Source organism: Moorella humiferrea (assembly GCF_039233145.1).
Lineage (GTDB): Bacteria > Bacillota > DSM-521 > Neomoorellales > Neomoorellaceae > Neomoorella > Neomoorella humiferrea.
Genome location: NZ_CP136419.1, coordinates 174661 through 195432, shown reverse-complemented (window position 1 = coordinate 195432; position 20772 = coordinate 174661). Strand labels below are relative to the sequence as shown.

At 55.2% G+C, this 20772-nt stretch carries 24 protein-coding genes; 7 read left to right on the top strand and 17 right to left on the bottom strand.

Going from position 1 to position 20772, the window contains the following annotated elements:
- Positions 1-30: 30 nt before the first annotated feature.
- Positions 31-426, bottom strand: coding sequence for a hypothetical protein (locus MHFGQ_RS01090; RefSeq protein WP_106005245.1), 396 nt, complete (start codon positions 424-426; stop codon positions 31-33).
- 63 nt (positions 427-489) lie between these two features.
- Between MHFGQ_RS01090 and MHFGQ_RS01085 the strand changes: the two genes are divergently transcribed.
- The gene (locus tag MHFGQ_RS01085; protein WP_170066247.1) at positions 490-654 is read left to right on the top strand and encodes a hypothetical protein; all 165 of its coding nucleotides are present in this window, start codon (positions 490-492) and stop codon (positions 652-654) included.
- On the opposite strand, the gene MHFGQ_RS01080 is transcribed toward MHFGQ_RS01085, so the two are convergent.
- The 14 genes from MHFGQ_RS01080 to MHFGQ_RS01015 all read right to left on the bottom strand — a co-directional run bounded on the left by MHFGQ_RS01080 (position 644) and on the right by MHFGQ_RS01015 (position 14807).
- Positions 644-2059 (bottom strand): phosphoglucomutase/phosphomannomutase family protein, encoded by a 1416-nt coding sequence (locus tag MHFGQ_RS01080; RefSeq protein ID WP_106005246.1) that lies wholly within the window; start codon positions 2057-2059, stop codon positions 644-646. The genes MHFGQ_RS01085 and MHFGQ_RS01080 overlap by 11 nt on opposite strands.
- Before the next feature lie 26 nt (positions 2060-2085).
- Entirely contained in the window at positions 2086-2835 is a 750-nt protein-coding gene (locus tag MHFGQ_RS01075) for a DUF421 domain-containing protein (RefSeq protein ID WP_106005247.1), read from the bottom strand.
- A 229-nt stretch (positions 2836-3064) separates the two neighbouring features.
- On the bottom strand, positions 3065-4114 hold the full coding sequence (locus tag MHFGQ_RS01070) for a glycosyltransferase family 4 protein (RefSeq protein WP_106005248.1): 1050 nt from the start codon (positions 4112-4114) through the stop codon (positions 3065-3067).
- A gap of 27 nt (positions 4115-4141) precedes the next feature.
- Positions 4142-4576 (bottom strand): 3-hydroxyacyl-ACP dehydratase FabZ, encoded by a 435-nt coding sequence (fabZ, locus tag MHFGQ_RS01065; RefSeq protein ID WP_106005249.1) that lies wholly within the window; start codon positions 4574-4576, stop codon positions 4142-4144.
- Between the two features lie 68 nt (positions 4577-4644).
- Positions 4645-6243, bottom strand: a complete 1599-nt coding sequence (gene murJ / locus MHFGQ_RS01060) for a murein biosynthesis integral membrane protein MurJ (protein WP_106005277.1) — start codon at positions 6241-6243, stop codon at positions 4645-4647.
- A gap of 11 nt (positions 6244-6254) precedes the next feature.
- The gene (gene csaB, locus MHFGQ_RS01055) at positions 6255-7358 is read right to left on the bottom strand and encodes a polysaccharide pyruvyl transferase CsaB (RefSeq protein WP_106005250.1); all 1104 of its coding nucleotides are present in this window, start codon (positions 7356-7358) and stop codon (positions 6255-6257) included.
- Positions 7346-9256: a DUF5693 family protein gene (locus tag MHFGQ_RS01050; protein WP_106005251.1), complete on the bottom strand. Its 1911-nt coding sequence runs from the start codon at positions 9254-9256 to the stop codon at positions 7346-7348. The genes csaB and MHFGQ_RS01050 overlap by 13 nt, the downstream gene beginning before the upstream one ends.
- An 80-nt stretch (positions 9257-9336) precedes the next feature.
- Positions 9337-9477, bottom strand: a complete 141-nt coding sequence (locus MHFGQ_RS01045; RefSeq protein ID WP_170066248.1) for a hypothetical protein — start codon at positions 9475-9477, stop codon at positions 9337-9339.
- A gap of 14 nt (positions 9478-9491) precedes the next feature.
- On the bottom strand, positions 9492-10607 hold the full coding sequence (locus tag MHFGQ_RS01040) for a sodium ion-translocating decarboxylase subunit beta (protein ID WP_106005252.1): 1116 nt from the start codon (positions 10605-10607) through the stop codon (positions 9492-9494).
- Between the two features lie 101 nt (positions 10608-10708).
- Positions 10709-11911, bottom strand: coding sequence for a CaiB/BaiF CoA transferase family protein (locus tag MHFGQ_RS01035; RefSeq protein WP_106005253.1), 1203 nt, complete (start codon positions 11909-11911; stop codon positions 10709-10711).
- Between the two features lie 32 nt (positions 11912-11943).
- Complete coding sequence (locus MHFGQ_RS01030) at positions 11944-12333, bottom strand: biotin/lipoyl-containing protein (protein WP_106005254.1); 390 nt, start codon at positions 12331-12333, stop codon at positions 11944-11946.
- Complete coding sequence (locus MHFGQ_RS01025) at positions 12333-12650, bottom strand: hypothetical protein (protein WP_106005255.1); 318 nt, start codon at positions 12648-12650, stop codon at positions 12333-12335. The genes MHFGQ_RS01030 and MHFGQ_RS01025 overlap by 1 nt, the downstream gene beginning before the upstream one ends.
- A gap of 9 nt (positions 12651-12659) precedes the next feature.
- Positions 12660-14210: an acyl-CoA carboxylase subunit beta gene (locus tag MHFGQ_RS01020; protein WP_106005256.1), complete on the bottom strand. Its 1551-nt coding sequence runs from the start codon at positions 14208-14210 to the stop codon at positions 12660-12662.
- A 165-nt stretch (positions 14211-14375) separates the two neighbouring features.
- Positions 14376-14807 carry a HutP family protein gene (locus tag MHFGQ_RS01015; RefSeq protein ID WP_106005257.1) on the bottom strand — a complete coding sequence of 144 codons (432 nt, stop codon included), beginning with the start codon at positions 14805-14807 and terminating at the stop codon, positions 14376-14378.
- Between the two features lie 190 nt (positions 14808-14997).
- Between MHFGQ_RS01015 and MHFGQ_RS01010 the strand changes: the two genes are divergently transcribed.
- On the top strand, positions 14998-15228 hold the full coding sequence (locus MHFGQ_RS01010; protein WP_106005258.1) for an FmdB family zinc ribbon protein: 231 nt from the start codon (positions 14998-15000) through the stop codon (positions 15226-15228).
- 104 nt (positions 15229-15332) lie between these two features.
- Complete coding sequence (locus MHFGQ_RS01005; protein ID WP_170066249.1) at positions 15333-15656, top strand: hypothetical protein; 324 nt, start codon at positions 15333-15335, stop codon at positions 15654-15656.
- Here the strand turns inward: MHFGQ_RS01005 and MHFGQ_RS01000 are convergent.
- Complete coding sequence (locus MHFGQ_RS01000) at positions 15621-15935, bottom strand: hypothetical protein (protein ID WP_170066250.1); 315 nt, start codon at positions 15933-15935, stop codon at positions 15621-15623. The two genes, MHFGQ_RS01005 and MHFGQ_RS01000, sit on opposite strands and share 36 nt — an antisense overlap.
- Before the next feature lie 127 nt (positions 15936-16062).
- On the opposite strand from MHFGQ_RS01000, the gene MHFGQ_RS00995 reads away from it, so the two are divergent.
- From MHFGQ_RS00995 to ypeB, 3 genes are all read left to right on the top strand, one after another.
- A complete protein-coding gene (locus MHFGQ_RS00995) occupies positions 16063-16482 on the top strand; it encodes a hypothetical protein (protein WP_106005259.1) in 420 nt (139 codons plus the stop codon).
- 88 nt (positions 16483-16570) lie between these two features.
- A complete protein-coding gene (locus MHFGQ_RS00990; protein ID WP_106005260.1) occupies positions 16571-17062 on the top strand; it encodes a cell wall hydrolase in 492 nt (163 codons plus the stop codon).
- Between the two features lie 24 nt (positions 17063-17086).
- Positions 17087-18469, top strand: coding sequence for a germination protein YpeB (ypeB, locus tag MHFGQ_RS00985; protein WP_106005261.1), 1383 nt, complete (start codon positions 17087-17089; stop codon positions 18467-18469).
- Here the strand turns inward: ypeB and MHFGQ_RS00980 are convergent, their stop codons facing one another.
- Positions 18470-19471 carry a hypothetical protein gene (locus MHFGQ_RS00980; RefSeq protein ID WP_106005262.1) on the bottom strand — a complete coding sequence of 334 codons (1002 nt, stop codon included), beginning with the start codon at positions 19469-19471 and terminating at the stop codon, positions 18470-18472.
- Positions 19472-19610: 139 nt separating this feature from the next.
- Here MHFGQ_RS00980 and MHFGQ_RS00975 point away from each other — a divergent pair, with 139 nt between their 5' ends.
- The gene (locus tag MHFGQ_RS00975) at positions 19611-20768 is read left to right on the top strand and encodes a cysteine desulfurase family protein (RefSeq protein WP_245907823.1); all 1158 of its coding nucleotides are present in this window, start codon (positions 19611-19613) and stop codon (positions 20766-20768) included.
- Positions 20769-20772: the final 4 nt, after the last annotated feature.

Sequence of the window (20772 nt, the reverse complement as noted above, 5' to 3'; positions counted from 1 at the left end):
CCATCAAAATTGTTTTTTCCTCCCGGTGATTTATATTTTAAAATAGTTTTGGCAGAGCGCCGCCCAAGCGGAATTTAAGTCCCTTTCTTTTCTGATATCTACCAGAAAAATTCCCTCTTCATGAAAATTTTCCCCGGAAGAATACAGAAACGGTGGAGGATAGGGATAAAAAAAACGGCGCAAGATATCAAGGGATGCCCGGGTTTCACAGTCGCCGATTACGGCCATTCTCCCGGGGTATCCGTGCCAGTAACACCACCTAATATACCGCCGCAGGAGGCCTTCTAAAAATTCCTCCCGGCCGTTAAGGTAGAGGACCGGTAAAGAATGGTCTGCATGGATAAACTGCCGCCGCCAGAAGTGCCTGTAAAAAATATATAAGACAATCACGATAAAAAACAGGAACACCGGCGCCTGGTAGCCCATGCTGCTCACCCCCTATATCCTATGCGGCGGGCCTTCCTTGAGGTGAAAAAGGAGGTGAAGGTTATGCCGGACGCCAGTGATGCCTGTCTGCGTTGCGGCGCCTCATTAAGCTTCATGGAGCGCCTGGGCCTGGAAAACGCCGTTGAAGTTCCCGGTAAAGGGGCCCTGTGTCCCAACTGTTACCGGGAACTTTCGGCCGAAGAGTACAACAGGTATTTTAAAGCCTGAGGATAGACCGCATGTCTTCCTGGAGGAGTTGGAGGCGCCCTTCATCGGGCGCCTCTACATACAGCCGCAGTAGCGGCTCGGTGCCCGACGGCCGCAGCAAGACCCAGCTGCCGTCCTCCAGGAGAAATTTGACGCCGTCCACGGTAAGGCGCCCGGTGACCGGTACGCCGCCGATCTTAGCGGGGCTTAAGGAAGGAAGTTGATTTAAAATCCTGTCTTTAACTTCGGGAGTCACCTCCAGGTCCAACCTGCGGCTCACCAGGCGGTCGTAGCGTCTTTGTAAATCCAAAAGAATGTTTTTTAAGCCGCGCCCGGTGACTGCCAGAAGCTCGGCAACGAGGGCCGTGGCCAGGATCCCGTCTTTTTCCGGAATATGGCCCCTGATACTTAACCCACCGCTTTCTTCGCCGCCCAGGATGCACTGGTGCATCCGCAAAGCCTCGCCGATGTATTTAAAGCCTACCGGCGTTTCGATAACCCTTAAATCATGGGCGGCAGCAAGGCGGTCAAGGTTGTGGGTGGTGGCTACCGTCCGCGCGACAGGACCCCGAAAACGCCGGTATTCAAGAAGGTGGGCCAGGACCAGGTAAAGCACTTCATTGGCCGTGAGGAAGGTGCCGTCTCCATCGACGACCCCGAAGCGGTCGGCATCGCCATCCAGGGCCAGCCCCACTTCGGCACCCGTATCTCGTACCTGCCACGCTAAATCTTTTAAACCGTTGACGCCGGGGTCGGGCAGGCCTCCGCCGAACAAAGGGTCGCGGTGGTTATGAATGGTATGTACCTGGCAGCCTGCCCGTTGCAGAAACTCATCCAGGTAATCGATGCCCGCACCATAAAGGGGATCGACTACCACCTTAAGCCGCGCCTTTTTTATAGCGTCGACATCAATAATCCCCTCCAGGTAGGTCAAATAGTCTTCCCTGGGATCAAGTTCCTTTATGAGGCCCCTTTGCCGCGCCTTGCCCAGCTCTATGGAATCGATTTTCTCCTTACCAGTCACCGCGGCGATTTCATTTTCAATGGCCGCGGTAATCGCCGGCACGGCCGGTCCGGCGTAATCGGGTATGAATTTGAACCCTGCGTAAACGGGAGGATTGTGGCTGGCCGTAAGCATCACGGCGCCCAGCGCCCTGTATTTTTTCACGGCCCAGGCCGTCACCGGCGTCGGCACCGCCCTCTCCGGCAGGTATACGGTGAAACCGTTACCCGCCAGCACTTCCGCCACTGCGGCCGCAAACTCCGGGGCAAGGAAGCGATTATCATAACCGATTATGACTTCCCCTGTTCCCCTGGCGTTGCGTAAATAGTTGGCAACGGCCTGGGTGACCAGGCGGACGTTGGCGAAGGTAAACTCCTCCGCTATAACGGCCCGCCACCCGTCGGTGCCAAATTTTATAGCCATTCTAACCACCTCCAAATATAAATTGACTAATTGTTATTTGTCTTTTTTATGGGATTTTCCGGAGCATCCGTAATGTCCACCGGATTAACGAGATTGTCCTGCTTTAAATTAATATACAGGGAGCCGTCGCTCCTTAATACGGCGTAATCCACCTGGCTGAGGTCCTGGACCCCCTGGGACTGAAGCTGCTGGATGAGCCACTTTTCATCCAGGTTGTTTTGTTTAAGGTTTTGGAAAAGGACCTCGCCATCCATAACCAGTTCTGTCGGTATCCCCTCATACTGGGTAGGCAGCTGGAGGTCGGCAGGCGTCAGGGGGCGTTTCTGGGACTTCAATAAAACGCTGAGGTCGCCGTCGGGTTCCAGGATGGCGTACTCGACATCGGCGATATCAAAGACATTTTTCTGCCGCAGCTGCATGGCCAGCTCATCAAAATTATACCGCATTTTTTTCATATTTCCTTCCAGGATTTTACCGTTATGCACCACTACCGTGGGCTCGCCGGAAATCAGCTTACGGGCCGGGCGACTGACCAGGGCAATATAGCCGGCCGCCCACGTCAAGAAGGCAAAGAGGGTGAGGCCGAGAAAATGCAGACCCGTACTTTTGGGGCTTATGTCCGTGGCCAAAACGGCGGCGATGCTGCCGAAGGTGATGCCGTTAATGTACTCAAAAAAAGTAAGCTGACCTATCTGCTGCTTACCCAGAATCCGGGTGTAAATAAGGATGGCGGCAAAGGCCAGGATAGTCTGGAGAAAAACCTCGATGTAATCCAAGATACTACCCTCCCAGGTCCTTTTTATAGTAATTCCCGATTGTGCAGGTAAAAGAGGAGGCCGATTCCGGCCAAAATAAAAGCCAGTATCAAAAGCCCTTCGAGAAACAATTCCTTCATTTTCCATTCCCCCGTCATCCCAAGACTTCATTTTCGTATTATCTCCTATTAAGCTCCATAAATACAAAAAGGCCGCAGGCTTAAAAGCCCGCGACCTTACTAAAGCTACGTCAAAGCATGGGCAAAGAATTATGTCGCGTTTTGATCCGGGGAACGCGCCTTTTGCCAAGGACGCCCAGCCTGTCGCACCCCAACAGGATCAACACCGCCAGACCGACCAGGATAAGGACGCCCTGATCCGTCGTCAACCGCGTCAGGAGCACGGCGCTGGCCCCGAGGCAAGCGTTGACCAAATAAATGACAGCGACGGCCTGGCGCTGGGTCAACCCCTGGGCCAATAGGCAGTGATGCAGGTGCCCTTTATCGGGCGCAAAGATAGGTCGATGATTATAGAGGCGCCGCACAATGGCCAAAAAGGTATCGAGGATGGGAAGGCCCAGGATAACCACCGGAATAAAAAGGGAAATCACCGTAGCGCTCTTGGTAAGGCCGATTACGGCCAGGGACGCCAGGTTAAAGCCTAAAAACATAGAACCGCAATCGCCCATAAAGGTGCGCGCCGGATGGAAGTTGAAGGGCAGAAAGCCCAGGACGCTGGCCGCCAGGGCCAGGGATAAAAGGGCGACCTCCCCTTCCCCGTTCAGCCAGGCCACTACGGCTATGGTAACGGCGGCAATAAAGGAAGTGCCTGCAGCCAGACCATCAAGGCCGTCCACCAGGTTTAAAGCATTGGTGACGCCTACTATCCAAAAAATAGTAACCGGGACGGCCAGTTTTCCCAGCATGAGGAGGCCGTCAAAGGGGTTGGTGAGAAACTCCACCCTCACGCCGAAGGCCACCAGAAGGGCCGCCGCGGCGATCTGACCCAATAATTTCAGCCGCGGGCTAATGTTTTTAATGTCATCAACCAGCCCCACCAGCATAATCAAGGTGCCGCCTAAAAAAAGGCCGGTATATTCGCTCTCCCGGTAGCCGAGAAAACAAAAGGCCGCCACAAACCCGGCGTATATGGCCACCCCCCCCAGACGGGGCATAAGCCCGCGGTGAATTTTACGGGCGTCGGGTTTATCTACGGCCCCCAGGCGCGGAGCTAGTCGGCAGAGCAATGGCGTAAGGCCAAAACTAACCGCCCCCGCTAAGATTAGGGCCAGAACATGCACCGCCGGTTCCTCCTCTCAAAGGTATCTTTAATCCGGCAACTTTTCACCTACGGCAAAAAGCAGTTCTCCTTCGGCCGCCAGTTCATTTTCCACCCAAGCGCGACCGTATCCCTTGCCTACGCGCCCCTTAAGCTTGATAATCTCCGTTTCCAAACGCAGGACGTCTCCGGGGATGACCTGGCGGCGGAAACGAACCCCGTCCATACCGCCAAAAAGGACGACCCGTCCCCGAAAATCCGGCACGCTCAAAAGGGCCACCGCCCCGACCTGGGCCAGGGCTTCTATAATCAACACCCCGGGCATTACCGGCCTTCCGGGAAAATGACCGCTAAAATACCATTCGTTGCCGCTGACGTTTTTCTGGCCCACGGCCCTCCGGCCGGCCTCTACCTCCAGAATGCGGTCCACCAGTAAAAAGGGATAACGGTGGGGTAAAATCTCCTGGATGGCAACCAGATCCATACAAACATTCCCTTCATTCCAGCCAATACTATGTGATATTCGCCGTTAATTCCCATATTCCTGCTTGTCTACCCGAGGCGGCGCAGGCGGCGTCGGAGCATGGCGGTAACATAATCGACTTCTTCTATCCGCAAGAGCAGGGCCATAACCCAGAAGGTAAGTACTCCGGCCGCTATCAACGCCGCCGTACCCGTCAGCAAACCCAGGGTAGATTGGGTCGAGGACTGAAGGCCCAGCCACCCGGAGGCTGTACCGATTAAAATTCCCATGACTGCGGCCGCCAGGCAGGTGCGCGCCAAATTGCCCAGCAAAGGCCTTGCCCCAAGCTCGGGTAAACGGCGGTAGAGGATAATATAGAGCATAAAAGCATAGATAGAAGCCGCCAGAGAATTGGCCAGGGCCAGACCGCCGTGGCCCAGAAAAGGCACCAACAGGCAGCTGAAAAGAAAGTTTAAGGCTACCGACAGAAGTCCCGTCGTCACCGGTACGGTTACCTCCTGCAGGGCATAAAAGGCCCGCGTGAGGATAGGATGCATGGCCTGGGCCAGGAGACCGAGGGAATAAAAGAAAACCGCCGTAGCCGTCATGGCCGAGGCCCGGGTTTCAAAGGCGCCCCGCTCAAAGAGCAGGCGCACCAGGGGTTCCCGCAGAAAGATAAGACCGGCGGCCGCCGGAATAATAGTTATAACTACCAAACCCAGTCCCCGATCGATCAGATGGGCCATTTCCCGGCGGTTCTGCCGGGCCGCCTGTTCCGCCAGGGATGGGAAGATGGCCGTGGTGACGCTAGCCACAAAAATCCCCAGAGGCAAAGTTACCAGGCGATTGCCGAAATCAAGGGCAGTTATGCTACCGGCCACCAAATGGGAGGCAAAAAAGCGATTGGTAGCCAGATAAACTTGCGTCACCGCCAGGCTCAGGGAAACCGGTAAAAGATGGCGTCCCACCTGACGGATGGCAGGATGCCAGGAGAGCAGATGCAACTTGTAACGAAAACCTATACGCGGTAAATCGGGAAGCTGAATCACCATGAAGGCGACGAAACTCAGCACCGTACCTGCGGCCAGACCGGTGATGCCGAAAACACGCCCCGCCAGCAGAGCGGTGGCGATGATAATGATATTGCTTACCGCCGGGGCCAGGGCCGGTGACGTAAAAATATAACCGGCATTTAAAATCCCGCTGACAAGCATGCCCGTGCCCATAAAAGGCAGGGAGAGAAACATGATCCGGGTTAATTGCACCGTCAGGTTATAAACGGGCCCGTTAAATCCCGGGGCCAAGATCTTGACGAGCCAGGGAGCCGAGAGGATCCCCCCCAGGGCCAGCAGTGTCATTAGCAAAAACGTCCAGTTGCCGGCGGCGCTGGCAACATCCCAGGCCTCCCCGCGGTCGCCCTGCACCAGATAGGCCGTAATCACCGGTACTAAAACGGTAACAAAGGCCATACCCAGGATGGTCTGGAGGAAATAGGGAATGGTGTAGGCCACCAGGTAGGCGTCGGTCGCCGGTCCGGCGCCGAAACAGGCAGCAATGCTTGCGTCACGGGCAAAACCCAGTACACGGCTCAATAAATTTAATATAAGGACGATACCGGCCGCCCGGGCCATACGGGCCACAGGGGTTCCGGCAGGCCGGGCAACTTTAACGTCGTTTTTGGCTGTCATCTTCCCGGCCTTCAATCCTCCGCAACAATTTTCTTCAAATATTCCACCACCAGGCGGGCATTGTCCAGGGCCCTGGGCCGCAGCTCGACAGCCGCCGCCCTCACACGTTCTGCATGCTCATCCCGCTGCGCCAGGGCTTCCTGTACCGCCGCCGTTAATCCCTGGCAGGTTATGCCGGCCAGGGTTGTCGTTGAAGGTTGTTCCACCGTTCGGGCAAAGGCCGCTACTTTCGGATCATAGGGCAGGGCTAAAAAAGGAATGCCCATAACCGCCGCCAGGATTAAGGCATGCAGACGCATGCCGATTAAAAACTGCATCCGACCGATCAGCCCCATTATAGTTTTAAAATCCATATTCTCCTTTATAACGACAGAACGGTTTTGCATCAGCCTGGCTACCTGACGGCAGGCTTCGACGTCGCCTGGAAACTGAAAGGGGATAAAAACAACCTGCCAGCCCTCGTCTACCAGCTTATCGGCCACTCTGGCCAGTACCGGCCAGCAGCCTTCAGTTCCCGGCCAGGTGCGCACGGAGATGCCAATTACCGGTCCGGTCAAGCCTAAATCATGCCATTTTTTCTCGCCGGAACTTAAATCGAGGTCACCAGGTTCTAAGCCCAGAACCGGATCGGCAGTGACATAAACCTGGGGGCGCCTTACATTTAGTTCCTCCAACAACTTTCTTGAATCGCTGTCCCTTAGGGTTATTAACTGTACCATGTTTAAAACCTTGCCCGTCAGCCAGCGGCTGAAAGTCTGCTTTAAGGGGCCCAGCCCCTGGGCATAGATGACCACCGGCTTGCGCAATAGTCGGGCCAGAAGGACAATGCCCAGATAATAAAACAGGCTTTTCCAACCTGTTACATTCTGAAAGAGGCTGCCGCCGCCGCTGATCACCAGATCGGCCCGCCGCAAGGCTTTAAATACCGCCATGGGCTGCCACCGGTTTACCCCTTCAACATTTAAACTGGTTGCCGTTTGACGCGGCGCATTGGATAAAACGCTAATTTCCAGGCCCGGCAGAAAGGAACGCAGGGCCTTTACCATGCTGTACAGTACGGCCTCATCTCCGGCATTCTGAAAACCGTAATAGCCGGAGATAACTACCCTGGCCATGCCTCTTTCCTCCTTAAATAAGCCCGCAGCGAGTTAACCGCAGTTACCAGCACCAAGCCCAGGAACAACCCCAGCCACAGGCCGTTGAAGGTCCGCAATAACGAAATGAGGAAGGGAATATGGATATGGGAGAAGGTGTTGACAAGGGAAATCTGTCCCACCAGGCCTAAAAGCCAAAAAAGCAAAAAGCGATGCCGGTAACCGAGGCTAAGGCTTAACAGCAAAAAGGGATAGCCGAGGAGAAATTCCTTTGTTCGCGGCCGGGCAAATAAAACATCTGTAAGGAAAGAGCGCATCTGTCCTTCCAGGGGTAAAAGGCCCACCCCTTCATTGCCGCTCCGGCTGAGGTAAAGGAGGCCGCCCACGGCCACTACCGCGGCCAAAAGCACCAGCTTTACTGTGAGGTTGGCGTCCAGCCAGCCGCGAATGGTGGCCCCGGCTTTTTCCCCTTCCTGCCGCAAAATTGCGGCCGCCGTAAAAATCAATAAGGGAGCGACGAAGGCCACTTTAACGCCGCTGAACTCGTTTATTTTTAAGATGAAAGTATTATCGGCCAGGATTGCCGCTATATACAGGGCGCCCAAAAAGGAAATAAGGGTTGTGCGTAAGGTGACGGCCAGGGCCGCCTTTAAACTGCGGGGTGATGGTGACATGGCGGTAATTACCGCCAAGGCGGGAAAGACGACGGCCGCCCCCAACGCCATAACCTTGCGCATAAAGAGGAGCTGGATGTTCAGACCCACAACCCCCGTCCAGGCGCCAAGACCTAACAAACCCAACAACACGCCCGCGCCGGACAGGCCCACGGCGGCCAGCAGGAGAACTCCCGCCGCCAGGACGCCGAGGCCGATTAAATATATCCACAGGCGGGAAAAAGGCAGGGGAGCAAAGGGTACGGCATGTCCGATGACCAGGCCGTCGTTCATAAGGGCAGTCCTAAATTTACCTACAAAGGCAAGGCTGTCATTAAGCCAATCGTTCGATGCGGGTGCTAAATTAAAACGGACTATAAGAAGACGGTTGTTCCTTTCCCTGGCCGCCAGCTCCAGGCGTTCCAGGGCCGCCGCCGGTGTTAATGACATTATTTCGTCACTGCCGATGCTATGGACGCGTACGACCTTTTTATCCAGAAGCAGGGCTAATTGGTTTAGACCTTGTTGCGGAAAAAACTCAATCAGCCCCACGGGTACCTGGAGTTCCTCCACCAGGGCGGCCAGGTCGGACAGGTACAGGGGATAACCGGGAAGTCTTTTGTCGTTAAAAAGCAGGGCTACGATGTCGTCCCGATACGCCTCTAGGGACTTTAAGACGGCGGCCAGGGAGTTGGCGTTGACGCCATACCATGATCTAACCTGTGGTACGATTAAAAGGCCAGCATCCCGGGCCACCGCCATTTCCTTTTCCGGAAAACCGAGGCCGACATCCTTTAGCTCCTCCGGAGAAAGGGGAACGCCCAGAGCGGTAAAGCCGTCGCCCGCCAGGACCTGCACCCCTCCCGGAATCTTATTTTGCAGATGTAAGGCCAGGCGTGCGGCCAGGGACGCATCCCCGGTGAAAAGATAGGTGTATCCCGGGCGCACTCTGCCCCGTTCGGAAGCCGGCAGGGACACGACCGCCTGATCCGCTGGCTGCAGCCACACCTGCTGCTTTAGATCATCAATGGTCTGCTCTTTAAATAAGACGGCGTTTATTCCCCGTTGCTTAAAGCGTTGCAGAACTTCCCCGGTAGTCAAACCACTCCACCGGGCTATTTTTTGCACCTGCTGGAAGTCGACGGCCAGGGTAACCGTACGGTTGGCCTCTTCCAGACGCACCCGGTTTGTAATTACCACCCCGGCGGACAGGGCGGCGATAATTATTAAAGCCCAGAGAACTCGCTGGTAGTGCCAGCGCGACAAAAATATCCCTTCTTCCCTTGAGGTTACAAAAGGGATATATTCGCCAAAAGCTGACCGAATCCTTCATGGGAAGCCCTATTTTATTCTCCTTCCCCCCTTTCTTCCCCCGCGGGGAAAAGATGGGTTAGGACGATTATTATAGCCATAAAAAGGAGAATAACTCCGAACATGGCGGGCAGGGCCATGGCCATCAGCTTCAAAGCCAGTCCAACATTCGTCATTTCCATCCCACCCCCTATTTTAGCAATGCAGGTACGAGGGCCAAAACAAGGCCGCCGGCTATAATCGACCCGATCTGCCCGGAAGTGTTGGCGCCGATGGCGTGCATGATGACAAAATTGTTGGGATCATCCTTCAAAACCAGCTTGGCTATTACCCGGGCAGACATGGGAAAGGCGGATATGCCGCAGGCGCCTATGGCGGGATTGATCTTTTCTTTAAGGAAAAGGTTGAGGAATTTGGCCAGCAGGACGCCGCCGACGGTGTCAAATACGAAGGCCAGCAACCCCAGGCCCATGACCATGAGGGTCTTCATGTTTAAAAAAGCATTAGCCTCCATGGTAGACCCAATTGTTATTCCCAATAGCAAGGTTACAAGATTGGCAAGCTCGTTTTCGGCCGCTTTGGCCAGCCGTTCCACTACTCCGGCCTCCCGCAGCAGGTTGCCGAACATGAGGGAGCCGATCAGGGCTACGCTGATGGGAGCGATGATACCCGCCACAATGGTGACGACAATGGGAAAGAGTATCCGGACGGTTTTGGCAACCGGCTGCCCTTCCCGATAGGGCATGCGGATCATCCGTTCCTTCTTGCTGGTCAAAAGTTTAATCACCGGCGGCTGGATGATGGGCACCAACGACATGTAGGAATACGCGGCCACGGAAAGGGGGCCCAAAAGCCCTTGGGCGAACTTCGTGGCCACGTAGATAGTTGTGGGGCCGTCTGCCGCGCCTATGATACCTATGGCGGCCGCCTCTTTAAGATCGAACCCTAACAGGGTGGCTATTACTATGGTGGCAAAAAAGCCGAACTGCGCCGCCGCCCCGAAGATCATCACGAGGGGATTGCGTAAAAGGGGAGTGAAGTCGCACATGGCCCCTACGGCTATGAAAATGAGGATGGGGAAAAGCTCTGTAATTATGCCGGCATGCAGCAAAATAGTCAGGAACCCTTCTTCGCCTATGGCAGAAGAAAAGGGGATGTTGGTAAGAATAGCGCCAAAACCCATGGGCAGAAGCAACAGGGGTTCGTAGTCTTTGGCTATGGCCAGGTAGATCAAGATACCGCCGATGACAAACATAACGACCTGCTGGGGTGTAAGTCCCCTTATCCCCATCAAGAGCTCTTGCATGGCGCTCCCCCCAATCCTTAGGTAAACTGTTTGTTTTAGGAGCCCGGGCGGGGCGGTCCACCAGCCCCGCCCGGTACCGGCCTTTTATGCCTTACTCGCCCTCATTCCTTCTTCGCCTTGGGCGTTATCACTCCTTCGGCTTCCAGCTCTTTAAGCTGGGATTCGCTGTATCCCATCTCCCGGAGTATTGCGTAAGTGTCCTGTCCCAGGGTGGGAGCAGGCCGCGCTATTTTCCCCGGTGTCCGGGAGAGTTTCAACGGCGTACCCGCCATCCATAAGGACCCGGCCACAGGGTGCTCTATCGGCAGCACCATCTCCCGGTGGCGTATCTGGGGGTCGTGGAAGAGCTGTCCGACATCCTGCAGCGGTCCGCAGGGTACCCCCGCCGCCTCCATGACGGCCAGCGCTTCCTCTGAAGTATATTCGCTGAAGATGGAGCACAAGATGGGATAGAGCTCGTCCCAATTCTGGGTCCGTAGAGGGTTGGTCTTAAACCGCGGATCGTCAATAAGGTCCGGTCGCTTAACTGCCTCGCAGAATTTGCGCCACAGGTTGTCGTTGCCCACGGCAATGACTATATATCCGTCCCGCGTCCTCAGGGTGGTAAAGGGAGTGATGGAGGGATGGCGGTTGCCTATGGGCTTCGGCACTTCGCCCGCCACGCTGTAGCGCGCTATGGCGTTCTCCAGTATCGCCACCTGGCAGTCCAGCATGCTGATGTCTATATACTGTCCCTTCCCGCTCCGCTCCCGCTCGGCCAGGGCGGCCAGGATGCCTATTACGGTAAACAGCGCCGCCGTTATGTCGCCTATTGAAGCCCCTACCCTCGTCGGTTCGCCGCCGGGCTGGCCGGTTATGCTCATGATTCCCCCCATTGCCTGGATGATGATATCATAGGCAGGCCGCCCCCGGTAGGGCCCGGTCTGGCCAAACCCCGAGCAGGAAGCATAGATCAAACGCGGGTTAAGGGGGTATAGTTCTTCATAGCTAATACCCAGCTTGGCCGTCGTCCCCGGTCGAAAGTTCTCTACCAGCACGTCCGCCTGCCGGACCAGTTCCTTGAGGATCTCCCTTCCCCTGGGATCCTTAAGGTTTAAAACCATGCTCCTTTTGTTGCGGTTGATGCTCATGAAATAGGCGCTTTCCCCTTTGACGAAGGGACCGAAGTTTCTGGCTTCATCCCCCTCCGGAGCTTCGATTTTAATTACGTCCGCCCCTAAATCTCCCAGTATCATGGTACAAAAGGGACCCGCCAGGACCCGGGTAAGATCGATGACTTTTATTCCGTTTAACGAGCCGCTCATGTTCTTCCTCCCCGCATTTACGGTTTTCTCGTTTACTCTACCTTCAATAAGGGTTGCCCCACATTGACGCTGGAACCCTCGCCCACATAAATCTCCGCAACTTTACCATCGGCAGCCGCAACGATCTCATTCTCCATTTTCATGGCTTCTAATACCATTAATACCTGCCCTTTCCTTACCGGGGCTCCCGCCTTCACTTTCACACTCACTACCTTGCCCGGCAGGGGAGCGGTAACGATATTACCGTTGCCTGCCGCGGCTTTGCTCGAAGAAGGCGGCCCCTGGACCGCGGCCGGCGGCTCCGAAGGCATAGGGATCGCCGTTACAGGCGCGGCTTCTTTTCTCACCGCCGGCCCCTCTTTCTTCTCCTCCACAGTTACTTCGAAACGCTGGCCGTTGACGTGGATGATGTAGGTTTTCATTATACTCCCGACCTCCATCTCAGGTTAACCGGTTGATTATTATGAAGCTCCCGGCGCCCGCTCAGGACCCAGGGATTAACTCCTCCCCGCGTCCAAACGACCTGGGCCCTTTCCTCCTGATGGGCGGCTACGGCCGCGGCTATTACGGCTATAAGCCGGGAATCCAGGCCCAGGGTCTGCGTTGGCTCTCCTGCATGACCATCTTCCCCCATTTCCTTCCGCCCTTCCACCTGCGGCGTCTGCCGCTGCCGCCACATTCCGAACAAAATCCCTATTACCGCAACGGCTATCAGGGTCATAAGTCCTGCATAGGGCATATTCCCACCTCACAGTGGTATGTTGCTGTGCTTTTTGGCCGGCCGCGTTTCCCTCTTGGTGGCCGTAAGTTCTAAGGCCTGCACCAGATACCGCCGCGTCAGCCGGGGATCGATAACGGCGTCAATGTAGCCCCGCTGGGCGGCTACATACGGATTGGCAAAAAAACGCCGGTACTCGGCAATCTTCTCCTCCCGCGCCTTTTTAGGGTCGAAGGATGCCTCGATCTCTTTGCGAAAAATAATGTTGGCCGCCCCCTCCGGCCCCATCACCGCTATTTCCGCACACGGCCAGGCATATACCAGGTCCGCCCCCAGATCGCGACTGCACATGGCCAAATATGCCCCTCCATAGGCCTTGCGCACTATAAGGGTAATCTTTGGGACCGTAGCCTCCGCGTAGGCGTGCAGCATTTTGGCCCCATGCCGGATTATGCCGCCGTATTCCTGGTTGGTCCCGGGTAAAAAGCCCGGTACATCTACATAGTTGACCAGGGGAATGTTGAAGGCGTCACAAAATCTTATAAACCGCGCTGCTTTCTCGGAACAATTGATGTCCAAACACCCGGCCATAAAGGCCGGCTGGTTGGCTATAATGCCTATTACTCTACCGTTCAGTCTGGCAAAGGCGGTGATGATGTTGGGGGCGTAAAGGGGTTGGACTTCAAAAAAGCTGCCTGCATCAACCGTCCGGATGACGACCTCCCGCATGTCGTAGGCCTTGTTGGGATCTTCGGGTACTATTTCTAGCAGGGCTGCCTCCTCCCGTCCCGGATCGTCGCCGGTATCTACTATGGGGGGATCTTCCATATTGTTGCTCGGTAAATAGCCAAGGAGGGTCCGGATGGAGGCGAGGCATTCTTCTTCACTTGCTGCAGCAAAATGGGCTACACCGCTAATCTGGTTGTGGGTCAGGGCCCCTCCCAGCTGCTGGGCGCTTACCTCCTCCCCAGTAACCGCTTTTATTACCTGGGGGCCGGTGATAAACATTTCACTGCTGCCCTGTACCATGAAGATGAAATCCATAAGGGCCGGTGAGTATACCGCTCCACCGGCGCATGGACCCATGATGGCCGCTATCTGGGGCACCACCCCGGAAGCCAGGGTGTTGCGGTAGAAGATGTGGCCATAGCCGCTTAAAGCATCTACCCCCTCCTGGATCCGGGCGCCTCCCGAATCGTTCAGCCCTATTATCGGCATGCCGAGTTTCATGGCCAGGTCCATTACTTTACATATTTTTTGGGCGTGCATCTCCCCCAGCGACCCGCCCAATACGGTAAAATCCTGGGCGTATACGGCAACAGGCCGCCCCTCGACGGTCCCGACCCCGGTCACTACCCCTTCTCCGGGCGCTTCGATTTTATCCATACCAAAAAGGGTGCAGCGATGGCTTACAAAGGCGTCCAATTCTTGAAAACTCCCGGGGTCTAACAACAGCTCAATCCGCTCCCGCGCCGTCTTCTTGCCCTGCTCGCGCTGCTTGGCTACCCGTGCTTCACCGCCACCGGCCTCAACCTTTTTAATACGCTCTTCTAGCTTTTCTAAAAGCTCCTCCATCGGCATTTACCCATACACCTCGCCTTCCTTCGTATCAAAAAAATAAAAGCCTCTAAATTGGACATTACTCCAATTTAAAGGCTTCCCTTTACGCTTATTCCCTGGGGAAGGGCCCCCGCCTTTTTTGTTATAATAGTTTATCGCATCCCTCAGATCGCTCAAACGCTCATCTTACAAATGCATTATACCCAGTCCGGCCCGCTCATGGTTGGTAGAGGGATATGCGGCGCTCATGCCAAACATTCCGACTGCCAGCCATTTATCATCTGCCACTATGGAAAGTTTTACTTTTAAGCTGGGGTTGGCCATTGATAATAATTCAATGCCACAAAGGGCCTCTAAAGCTGCGTGGACTACACTGTGAATCTTTTCGGGTTCATTGTCGATTACCCCGGTATTTAAAGCTGCCGTTACTGCGTTTTTGACTACCTTTTGTTTAAACTCAGACAGGGTGCCGGATACTTCGGTGGCGACCGCTTTGGGATATCCCATTAAACCCAGCCACTTTTTTACTTCCTCTTCGCGTTCGCGATTTTCCGTCATCGCCAGGATTAAAGCCGCCCGCCCCAAAGAAATCTCTTTCATGCCCCGGCCGTATATCACAATTTGTACTCCATACCCCTTCCAGCCATTCCTGAATTGAGTTATTTATTCGACATAGAGCCAAAGATTCCTGCAGCAAATTCCGGTCACAATGGGTGGTTGTAAATGGTAAACTGTTCCCTTGACAAATCTGCCTTCCTGGCGTATAACCAAAACTAGATCCATAATCAGACAAGCGGAGGTGGGAACGATGCCGATCTACGAATATAAATGTGCCAAATGCGGTGTATTTGAACAGGAACAGCGCATTACCGCGCCTCCTCTGGAGAAATGCCCTACCTGCGGAGGGCCTGTACACCGGCTGATCGGGCATAATATCAGCGTAATCTACAAGGCCGGCGGTTTCTATACTACAGAAAACCGCAGCCAGGAATATAAGGAAAAAGCTAAAGAGGAAAGCAAGGAAAGCAAGGCCAGCTAAAAAGCCGGGCCGGTCCCTGAATCTTCCCGGGAACCGGCCTCTTATTTTTCACCGGTCAATCGAAACCCATTTAACATATACTGGCAGCAAAGGAGGTGTTTCCTTTGTTGCCCGAACCCCATCCGAACGTCGATGAGGTTGAACTCCACGTCGACAATACCGTCATTCGCTTAATCCGCCGTTTAACCTACGACCTCCCCCACGAAGTCTCCGCCTTTATCCCCAGGGCCGAAATCCGCCGCCGCCGCTACGAAAACGGCCAGCTGGTCTGGGAAGAAGAAGTAATCTTAAACAGCCTGACCGTCGTCCACTCACCCCAGCGCCCGCCCACCGGCGAGAGGCCACCGGCGGCCGGCCCCGATATAGCGGCGGGTTCAAAGGCCGCCGTCCGCCTAAATTATACTTCCGGGAAAGGCATCGGTTGCTAAGAGCAGCAAAAGCAGGATTAAAAAAAGCGTGAAAGGGTCCCGATCCTGCATATCCCCCTTCTTGTCTCCCTTTTTCCCTTCCTTAACCATCTGGAGGGTCAATTTGTAATCCTGCCGTAGGCTCTCCAGCTTGGTCTTGACCTGCCTTACTTGTTCGCTGGTCAAAACATCCAGCAACGTTTCTGCCACTTCGGTGCACTGCCGCGCCCGTTCGCTCATATAAGGCTTTAAACTTTGAACTACCGTTAAAAAATTAGGATCAATAATATAATCGGCCATGAGACTCCCTCCTGCCGGTACAATTAAACCCTCTTTAAGTTAAAAATATGCAGACAAAACAATTTTGGTGCGGCCCTTTATATTACGGCGCATATATTACATATAAGGGTTTACGGAGGTGGTAGCGATGGAAAAAAGTGAAAAAAAAGACGCTTTTGGCGGAATCCTTCAGCTTCTTGACCCGCAGCAGCAAAACCTGAAATTCAATGAGCTTGCCGCCCTGCTGGGGTTACTGGATCTCTGGGCCATCTTAAACCTGCTGCAGGGGAACGTACCCCTTGCAACCCGGACCGATGCCGGCAATATCGTGCAGGAAGCTTTATCCGCCGTCCTCGGCCAGAGCGGCGGCGGCAGCGTTAAGCCGCCCCCCGACCTGATGGGCGTCTTAACTAAGAACCCGGCTTTACTCACCGGCCTCATGAATCTGCTTATGGGGGCAAAGGAGCCCAAAGTGATAAAAGATAAAAATGAGGGCGGAGAACTCCCATCCGAACGGGAAAATTCCAATCCCCAAAGTATTCGCAGCAACCGCATACGCGGAAATTGAAAAGGTGCCTTAAGGCACCTTTTCACGTATAACCCTCCGGTTACCCATCCACACTAAAGGCGTAATAAAGATACGAGGAGGAAAATCTATGCATCCCTTCCGCCGTCGATTAATCATTCCATTACTTTTAATGGTTATTTTACTGGGCGCCGCCCTGTGGCAGTTTTACCATGAAGGACATCTTCCCCGCATCCTGCCCACCCAGGCAGGGGTACCGGTCGCCGTGGGCGATGAGGTCAACCTCCTGGCCAGGTTAATCGCCGCCGAAGCCGGCAACGAGCCATACGAGGGCCAGGTGGCCGTAGGCGCCGTAGTTTTAAACCGGGTGCGCAGTCCCCTTTTCCCATCCACCATCAGCGGCGTTATCTACGAACCGTGGGCTTTTGAAAGCGTGGCCAACGGCCTAATCTGGCAGGTAAGCAACTTGTCTACGGCGACGGCGGCCGCCGCCGACGCTCTAAACGGCTGGGACCCTACTTACGGCGCCCTTTTCTTCTGGAATCCGGCCAAACCCGTCAGCCCCTGGATTTGGACGCGTTCCATCATCACCCAGATCGGAAACCATGTATTCGCCCGTTAAAACCCTGAAAGGATGGTGTTTGTTTTGATCCGCAAAATAACCACCCTCGTCCTCGCTCTAGCCTTAATGCTGGCCGTAGGCTGGGGTCTCTGGGAAAGGGCCAACCGTCTTAGTTTGGCCAACGCTGTGGAAGCCGGCGGCCAGCGTGACTTTTATAACCTTTTAAGTTACGTGGAGCAATCCCAGGTGAGCATGGGAAAGTTTTTAGCCAGCAGTTCGCCGCGGCAGCAGGCCGTTCACCTTACAGAGGCCTGGAACCAAGCGGCCGCCGCCCAGCATGCCTTGAGTCAGTTGCCCACACCGGGAATAAAGCCCATCAACACCAGCAAGTTTTTAGCCCAAACCAGCGACTACAGCAACTACCTGGCCCAGAAACTGGCCCGTGGGGAAGAAGTCACTCCCCAGGAAAGGGAACAGCTGGTGCGGCTACGGGAAGAAATGAAACGCCTGGCGGCAGATCTCCGCCAGACGGAAAATCAGGTGGCCGCCAAAAATTTACGCTGGAGCAGCTTCTACAGCACACGCATGCCCCAGCCATTAAAAACCATTGCTCGTTTCGCCGTTCCCGCCCAGGCCCAACCTTCACCCCTGGACGGTTTTGTTAACGCCGATCGGCGCCTGCAGACCCTGCCCAGCCTGAATTACGACGGTCCTTTTTCCGATCACCTCGAAAAACCCCGTCCTTTAGGCCTAAAAGGCGGTGAGGTCGCGCAAAACGTGGCGGAACAAAAGGCCTTGACCTTTGCCGGCGATGCCAGCGGCGGCGGCAGTTACCGCGTTCAGACCGTTCGCACCAGCAACGGGCTTCTGCCCACCTATGCCGTTAACCTGGTAGACGACCGGCGCGCCGGCGTAACGGTAAACGTAGACGTCAGCAAACAAGGAGGCGAAATCGTTTCCCTCCTCAATACCCGTTCGGTAGATGCTCCCACCCTGGATGGGGCCCAGGCCCTGGACCGCGCCGCGGCTTTCTTAAAAAGCCACGGTTTTGCAGACATGCAGCCCACCTATACCGTACGCAGCGGCAACAGCCAGGTGATCACCTTTGCCGCCAAAAAGGATGACGTCATCCTTTATCCCGATCAGGTAAAAGTCAAGGTCGCCCTGGACAACGGGGAAATAATCGGGTGGGATGCCACGCCCTACTATATGGCCCATCACGACCGCCAGTTCCCCCGGCCGAAACTCACCCCGGACGAAGCCCGGGCCAAGATCAATTCCGGCCTTAAGGTCGAAGGCGTGCGCCTGGCCCTGATACCCCTGCCGGGGAGCATAGAAAAACTAACCTATGAAGTCAAAACAAAGCTTGACGATACCCATTATCTTGTCTATATTAACGCCTTGACGGGAGAAGAAGAAAAGGTCCTCCAGATCATCGACGTTCCCGGAGGTCAACTGACAATGTAATTAAAGCTCTACATCCAGCGCCTCTAAAACGTTCTGGATTCTGTTACCGACGGTGGTCTGGTCCGAACCGGCAAAAAGGAGGCCGACGGCATAGTTTTCCTTATCAAGGATAAGGGAACCGCTGTCTCCCGGCTGGGCAAGGGGACCGGTAACAAACTGGTCGCTGAACATCCCGGTCACCCCTTCCTCCAAAACTACCTTGACGGTGGCCTGGAGGACTTTAATGGTGGAACGGGTGATGCCGCTGGAGCGCCCGCTTTTTGCCACTTCCATACCCAGTTCTGGTTCGCGAACGCCCTTTACCGGGCCCAGTTCGAGGATTTCAGGCCGAATAGCGTCTTTGCTGATAGGCCGGGCCACGGCGCAGTCGACGATGTTAGCGGCGGCCGTCACCTTGTTGAGGCGTACCTGATAATAAGGCCGCACCAGGCGAACGAGGCGGTTGAGGACGGCCTGAAAACGCAGAGCCCGGCTGCAGGTAACTTCCTGAACCATGGGATTAATGGGAACAAAACGTTCCAGATAACCGATAATCTGCTCCCGAGAGCCGCCGTCATAGGGGCCGGGCTGGAGGATGGGGTCGCCGATGCTGGCGCGGCCGTCGCGGCCATTGGTGATATTTGCTAAAACATGGTTGTTGGATAAAATGAGGGGTTCTCCCGTCCGCCGGTCTTTCACCACCGCCCCGAAAGTGCCGGCGGTTATTTTATAATGGCCGATGCTCATGCCGGGCTGGGCCGGGCGCTGGTAATCAGTACGACCGAGGAGGCGCAGTTCCCCTACCTCCAGGACATCGGTGTCCGCTTCATCCAGTACCCTGGGTATCCTGTGGCCCCGCTCCAGCTTGGCCGGGGGCAATTTCTCCTTCACCAGGACGATTAACGCCGGTTTGGAGGTTAACTCTCCCCGGACGCTCTTAAACCCCTTGCCCGCCCCTACCACGTTGGGTAAATTCAAAAGATCGTTGCAGTATCGCTGTAAAGCCCTTTCTATCCTTTGCATGGGCGTCACTCCCCGTAAGGTGACGATTTTACTTTAAAATATGCCGCCTGTACGGGAGTGGTGCCGAAGTCCTTTATCTCGCCTGCTTTTGTTGTATAATAAAGGAAACAACCTTATATCAAGGGAGGACCTAGAACTTTTGCCATCCTTTATTTATTTGGACAACAGCGCTACAACACCCGTGCTGCCCGAAATTGCAGCTACAGTACATAAAATGCTTACGGAAAACTTCGGCAACCCTTCCTCCCTGCACGGCTTGGGTATCGCCGCCGAAAGGGTCCTGACCGGCGCCCGGCGCCAGGTAGCCGCCCTCATCAATGCCCAACCGGATGAAATTTACTTTACCTCCGGGGGTACCGAAGCCAACAACTGGGCCATATGGGGAGTTAGCCGCACCCGCCGGCGCCAGGGGAAACATATCATCACCACCGCCGTTGAGCATTCCTCTTTACTGGCGGCCTGCCAGCGGCTGGAAAGGGAGGGTTACGAAGTAACCTACCTGCCGGTGGATTCCCGGGGTGTCATCCGCCTGGACGACCTGGAGGCCGCCCTGCGGGAAGATACCATCCTGGTAAGCATCATGAGCGTCAATAACGAAACGGGCGCCATTGAGCCCGTGGCGGAGGCGGCCCGCATTGTCCACAGCAAAAGCCGGGCCCTCTTCCACGTGGACCATATCCAGGGTTACGGGAAAGTAGCCCTGGACTGCCGGACAATGGGTATTGACCTCATGTCCCTGAGCGCCCATAAAATCCACGGCCCCAAAGGGGTGGGAGCCCTGTATATTAAAAGAGGGGTTCCCTTAGAACCCCTCCTGGTAGGCGGTAATCAGGAAGCCGGCCGCCGCGCAGGGACGGAAAACACGGCCGGCATTGCCGCCTTCGGCCTGGCCGCCGACCTCGCCTCGGCCAACATGGAAGCGCGGGTGGCCACAATGCGGCGAATAAAAACGGAGCTAGCCGCAAGGCTTTTGCAGGCCATACCCGAGGCCCGGATTAACGGCCCCCTTGCAGAAGAAGGCGCCCCCCATATTTTAAATGTTTCCTTTCCGGGAGTCCGGGCGGAAGTCCTTGTCCACATGCTGGAAGAGAAAGGCATATTTGTTTCCACCGGTTCGGCCTGTCATTCCCGCAAACAGGAAGCCAGCCACGTTTTAAAAGCTCTTAACCTGGAACCCTGGCGTTTGGAAGGGGCCATCCGCATCAGCCTGGGAGCCCTGAACACCCTCGACGAGGTAGAACCGGTAGTTGCCGCCGTCAAAGAATGCGTAATGGAATTATGGTCGTTGACCAAATAGCCAC

What these genes read in the sequence shown, in the direction of transcription:
- MHFGQ_RS01090 (WP_106005245.1), bottom strand. Translation starts at nt 426, where the DNA reads ATGGGCTACCAGGCGCCGGTGTTCCTGTTTTTTATCGTGATTGTCTTA.
- MHFGQ_RS01010 (WP_106005258.1), top strand. Translation starts at nt 14,998, where the DNA reads ATGCCGATCTACGAATATAAATGTGCCAAATGCGGTGTATTTGAACAG.
- fabZ (WP_106005249.1), bottom strand. Translation starts at nt 4,576, where the DNA reads ATGGATCTGGTTGCCATCCAGGAGATTTTACCCCACCGTTATCCCTTT.
- MHFGQ_RS01000 (WP_170066250.1), bottom strand. Translation starts at nt 15,935, where the DNA reads ATGGCCGATTATATTATTGATCCTAATTTTTTAACGGTAGTTCAAAGT.
- MHFGQ_RS01035 (WP_106005253.1), bottom strand. Translation starts at nt 11,911, where the DNA reads ATGAGCGGCTCGTTAAACGGAATAAAAGTCATCGATCTTACCCGGGTC.
- MHFGQ_RS01020 (WP_106005256.1), bottom strand. Translation starts at nt 14,210, where the DNA reads ATGCCGATGGAGGAGCTTTTAGAAAAGCTAGAAGAGCGTATTAAAAAG.
- MHFGQ_RS01085 (WP_170066247.1), top strand. Translation starts at nt 490, where the DNA reads ATGCCGGACGCCAGTGATGCCTGTCTGCGTTGCGGCGCCTCATTAAGC.
- MHFGQ_RS00995 (WP_106005259.1), top strand. Translation starts at nt 16,063, where the DNA reads ATGGAAAAAAGTGAAAAAAAAGACGCTTTTGGCGGAATCCTTCAGCTT.
- MHFGQ_RS00990 (WP_106005260.1), top strand. Translation starts at nt 16,571, where the DNA reads ATGCATCCCTTCCGCCGTCGATTAATCATTCCATTACTTTTAATGGTT.
- MHFGQ_RS01080 (WP_106005246.1), bottom strand. Translation starts at nt 2,059, where the DNA reads ATGGCTATAAAATTTGGCACCGACGGGTGGCGGGCCGTTATAGCGGAG.
- MHFGQ_RS01030 (WP_106005254.1), bottom strand. Translation starts at nt 12,333, where the DNA reads ATGAAAACCTACATCATCCACGTCAACGGCCAGCGTTTCGAAGTAACT.
- MHFGQ_RS01040 (WP_106005252.1), bottom strand. Translation starts at nt 10,607, where the DNA reads ATGCAAGAGCTCTTGATGGGGATAAGGGGACTTACACCCCAGCAGGTC.
- csaB (WP_106005250.1), bottom strand. Translation starts at nt 7,358, where the DNA reads ATGGCCAGGGTAGTTATCTCCGGCTATTACGGTTTTCAGAATGCCGGA.
- MHFGQ_RS01045 (WP_170066248.1), bottom strand. Translation starts at nt 9,477, where the DNA reads ATGACGAATGTTGGACTGGCTTTGAAGCTGATGGCCATGGCCCTGCCC.
- MHFGQ_RS01025 (WP_106005255.1), bottom strand. Translation starts at nt 12,650, where the DNA reads ATGCCCTATGCAGGACTTATGACCCTGATAGCCGTTGCGGTAATAGGG.
- MHFGQ_RS00980 (WP_106005262.1), bottom strand. Translation starts at nt 19,471, where the DNA reads ATGCAAAGGATAGAAAGGGCTTTACAGCGATACTGCAACGATCTTTTG.
- murJ (WP_106005277.1), bottom strand. Translation starts at nt 6,243, where the DNA reads ATGACAGCCAAAAACGACGTTAAAGTTGCCCGGCCTGCCGGAACCCCT.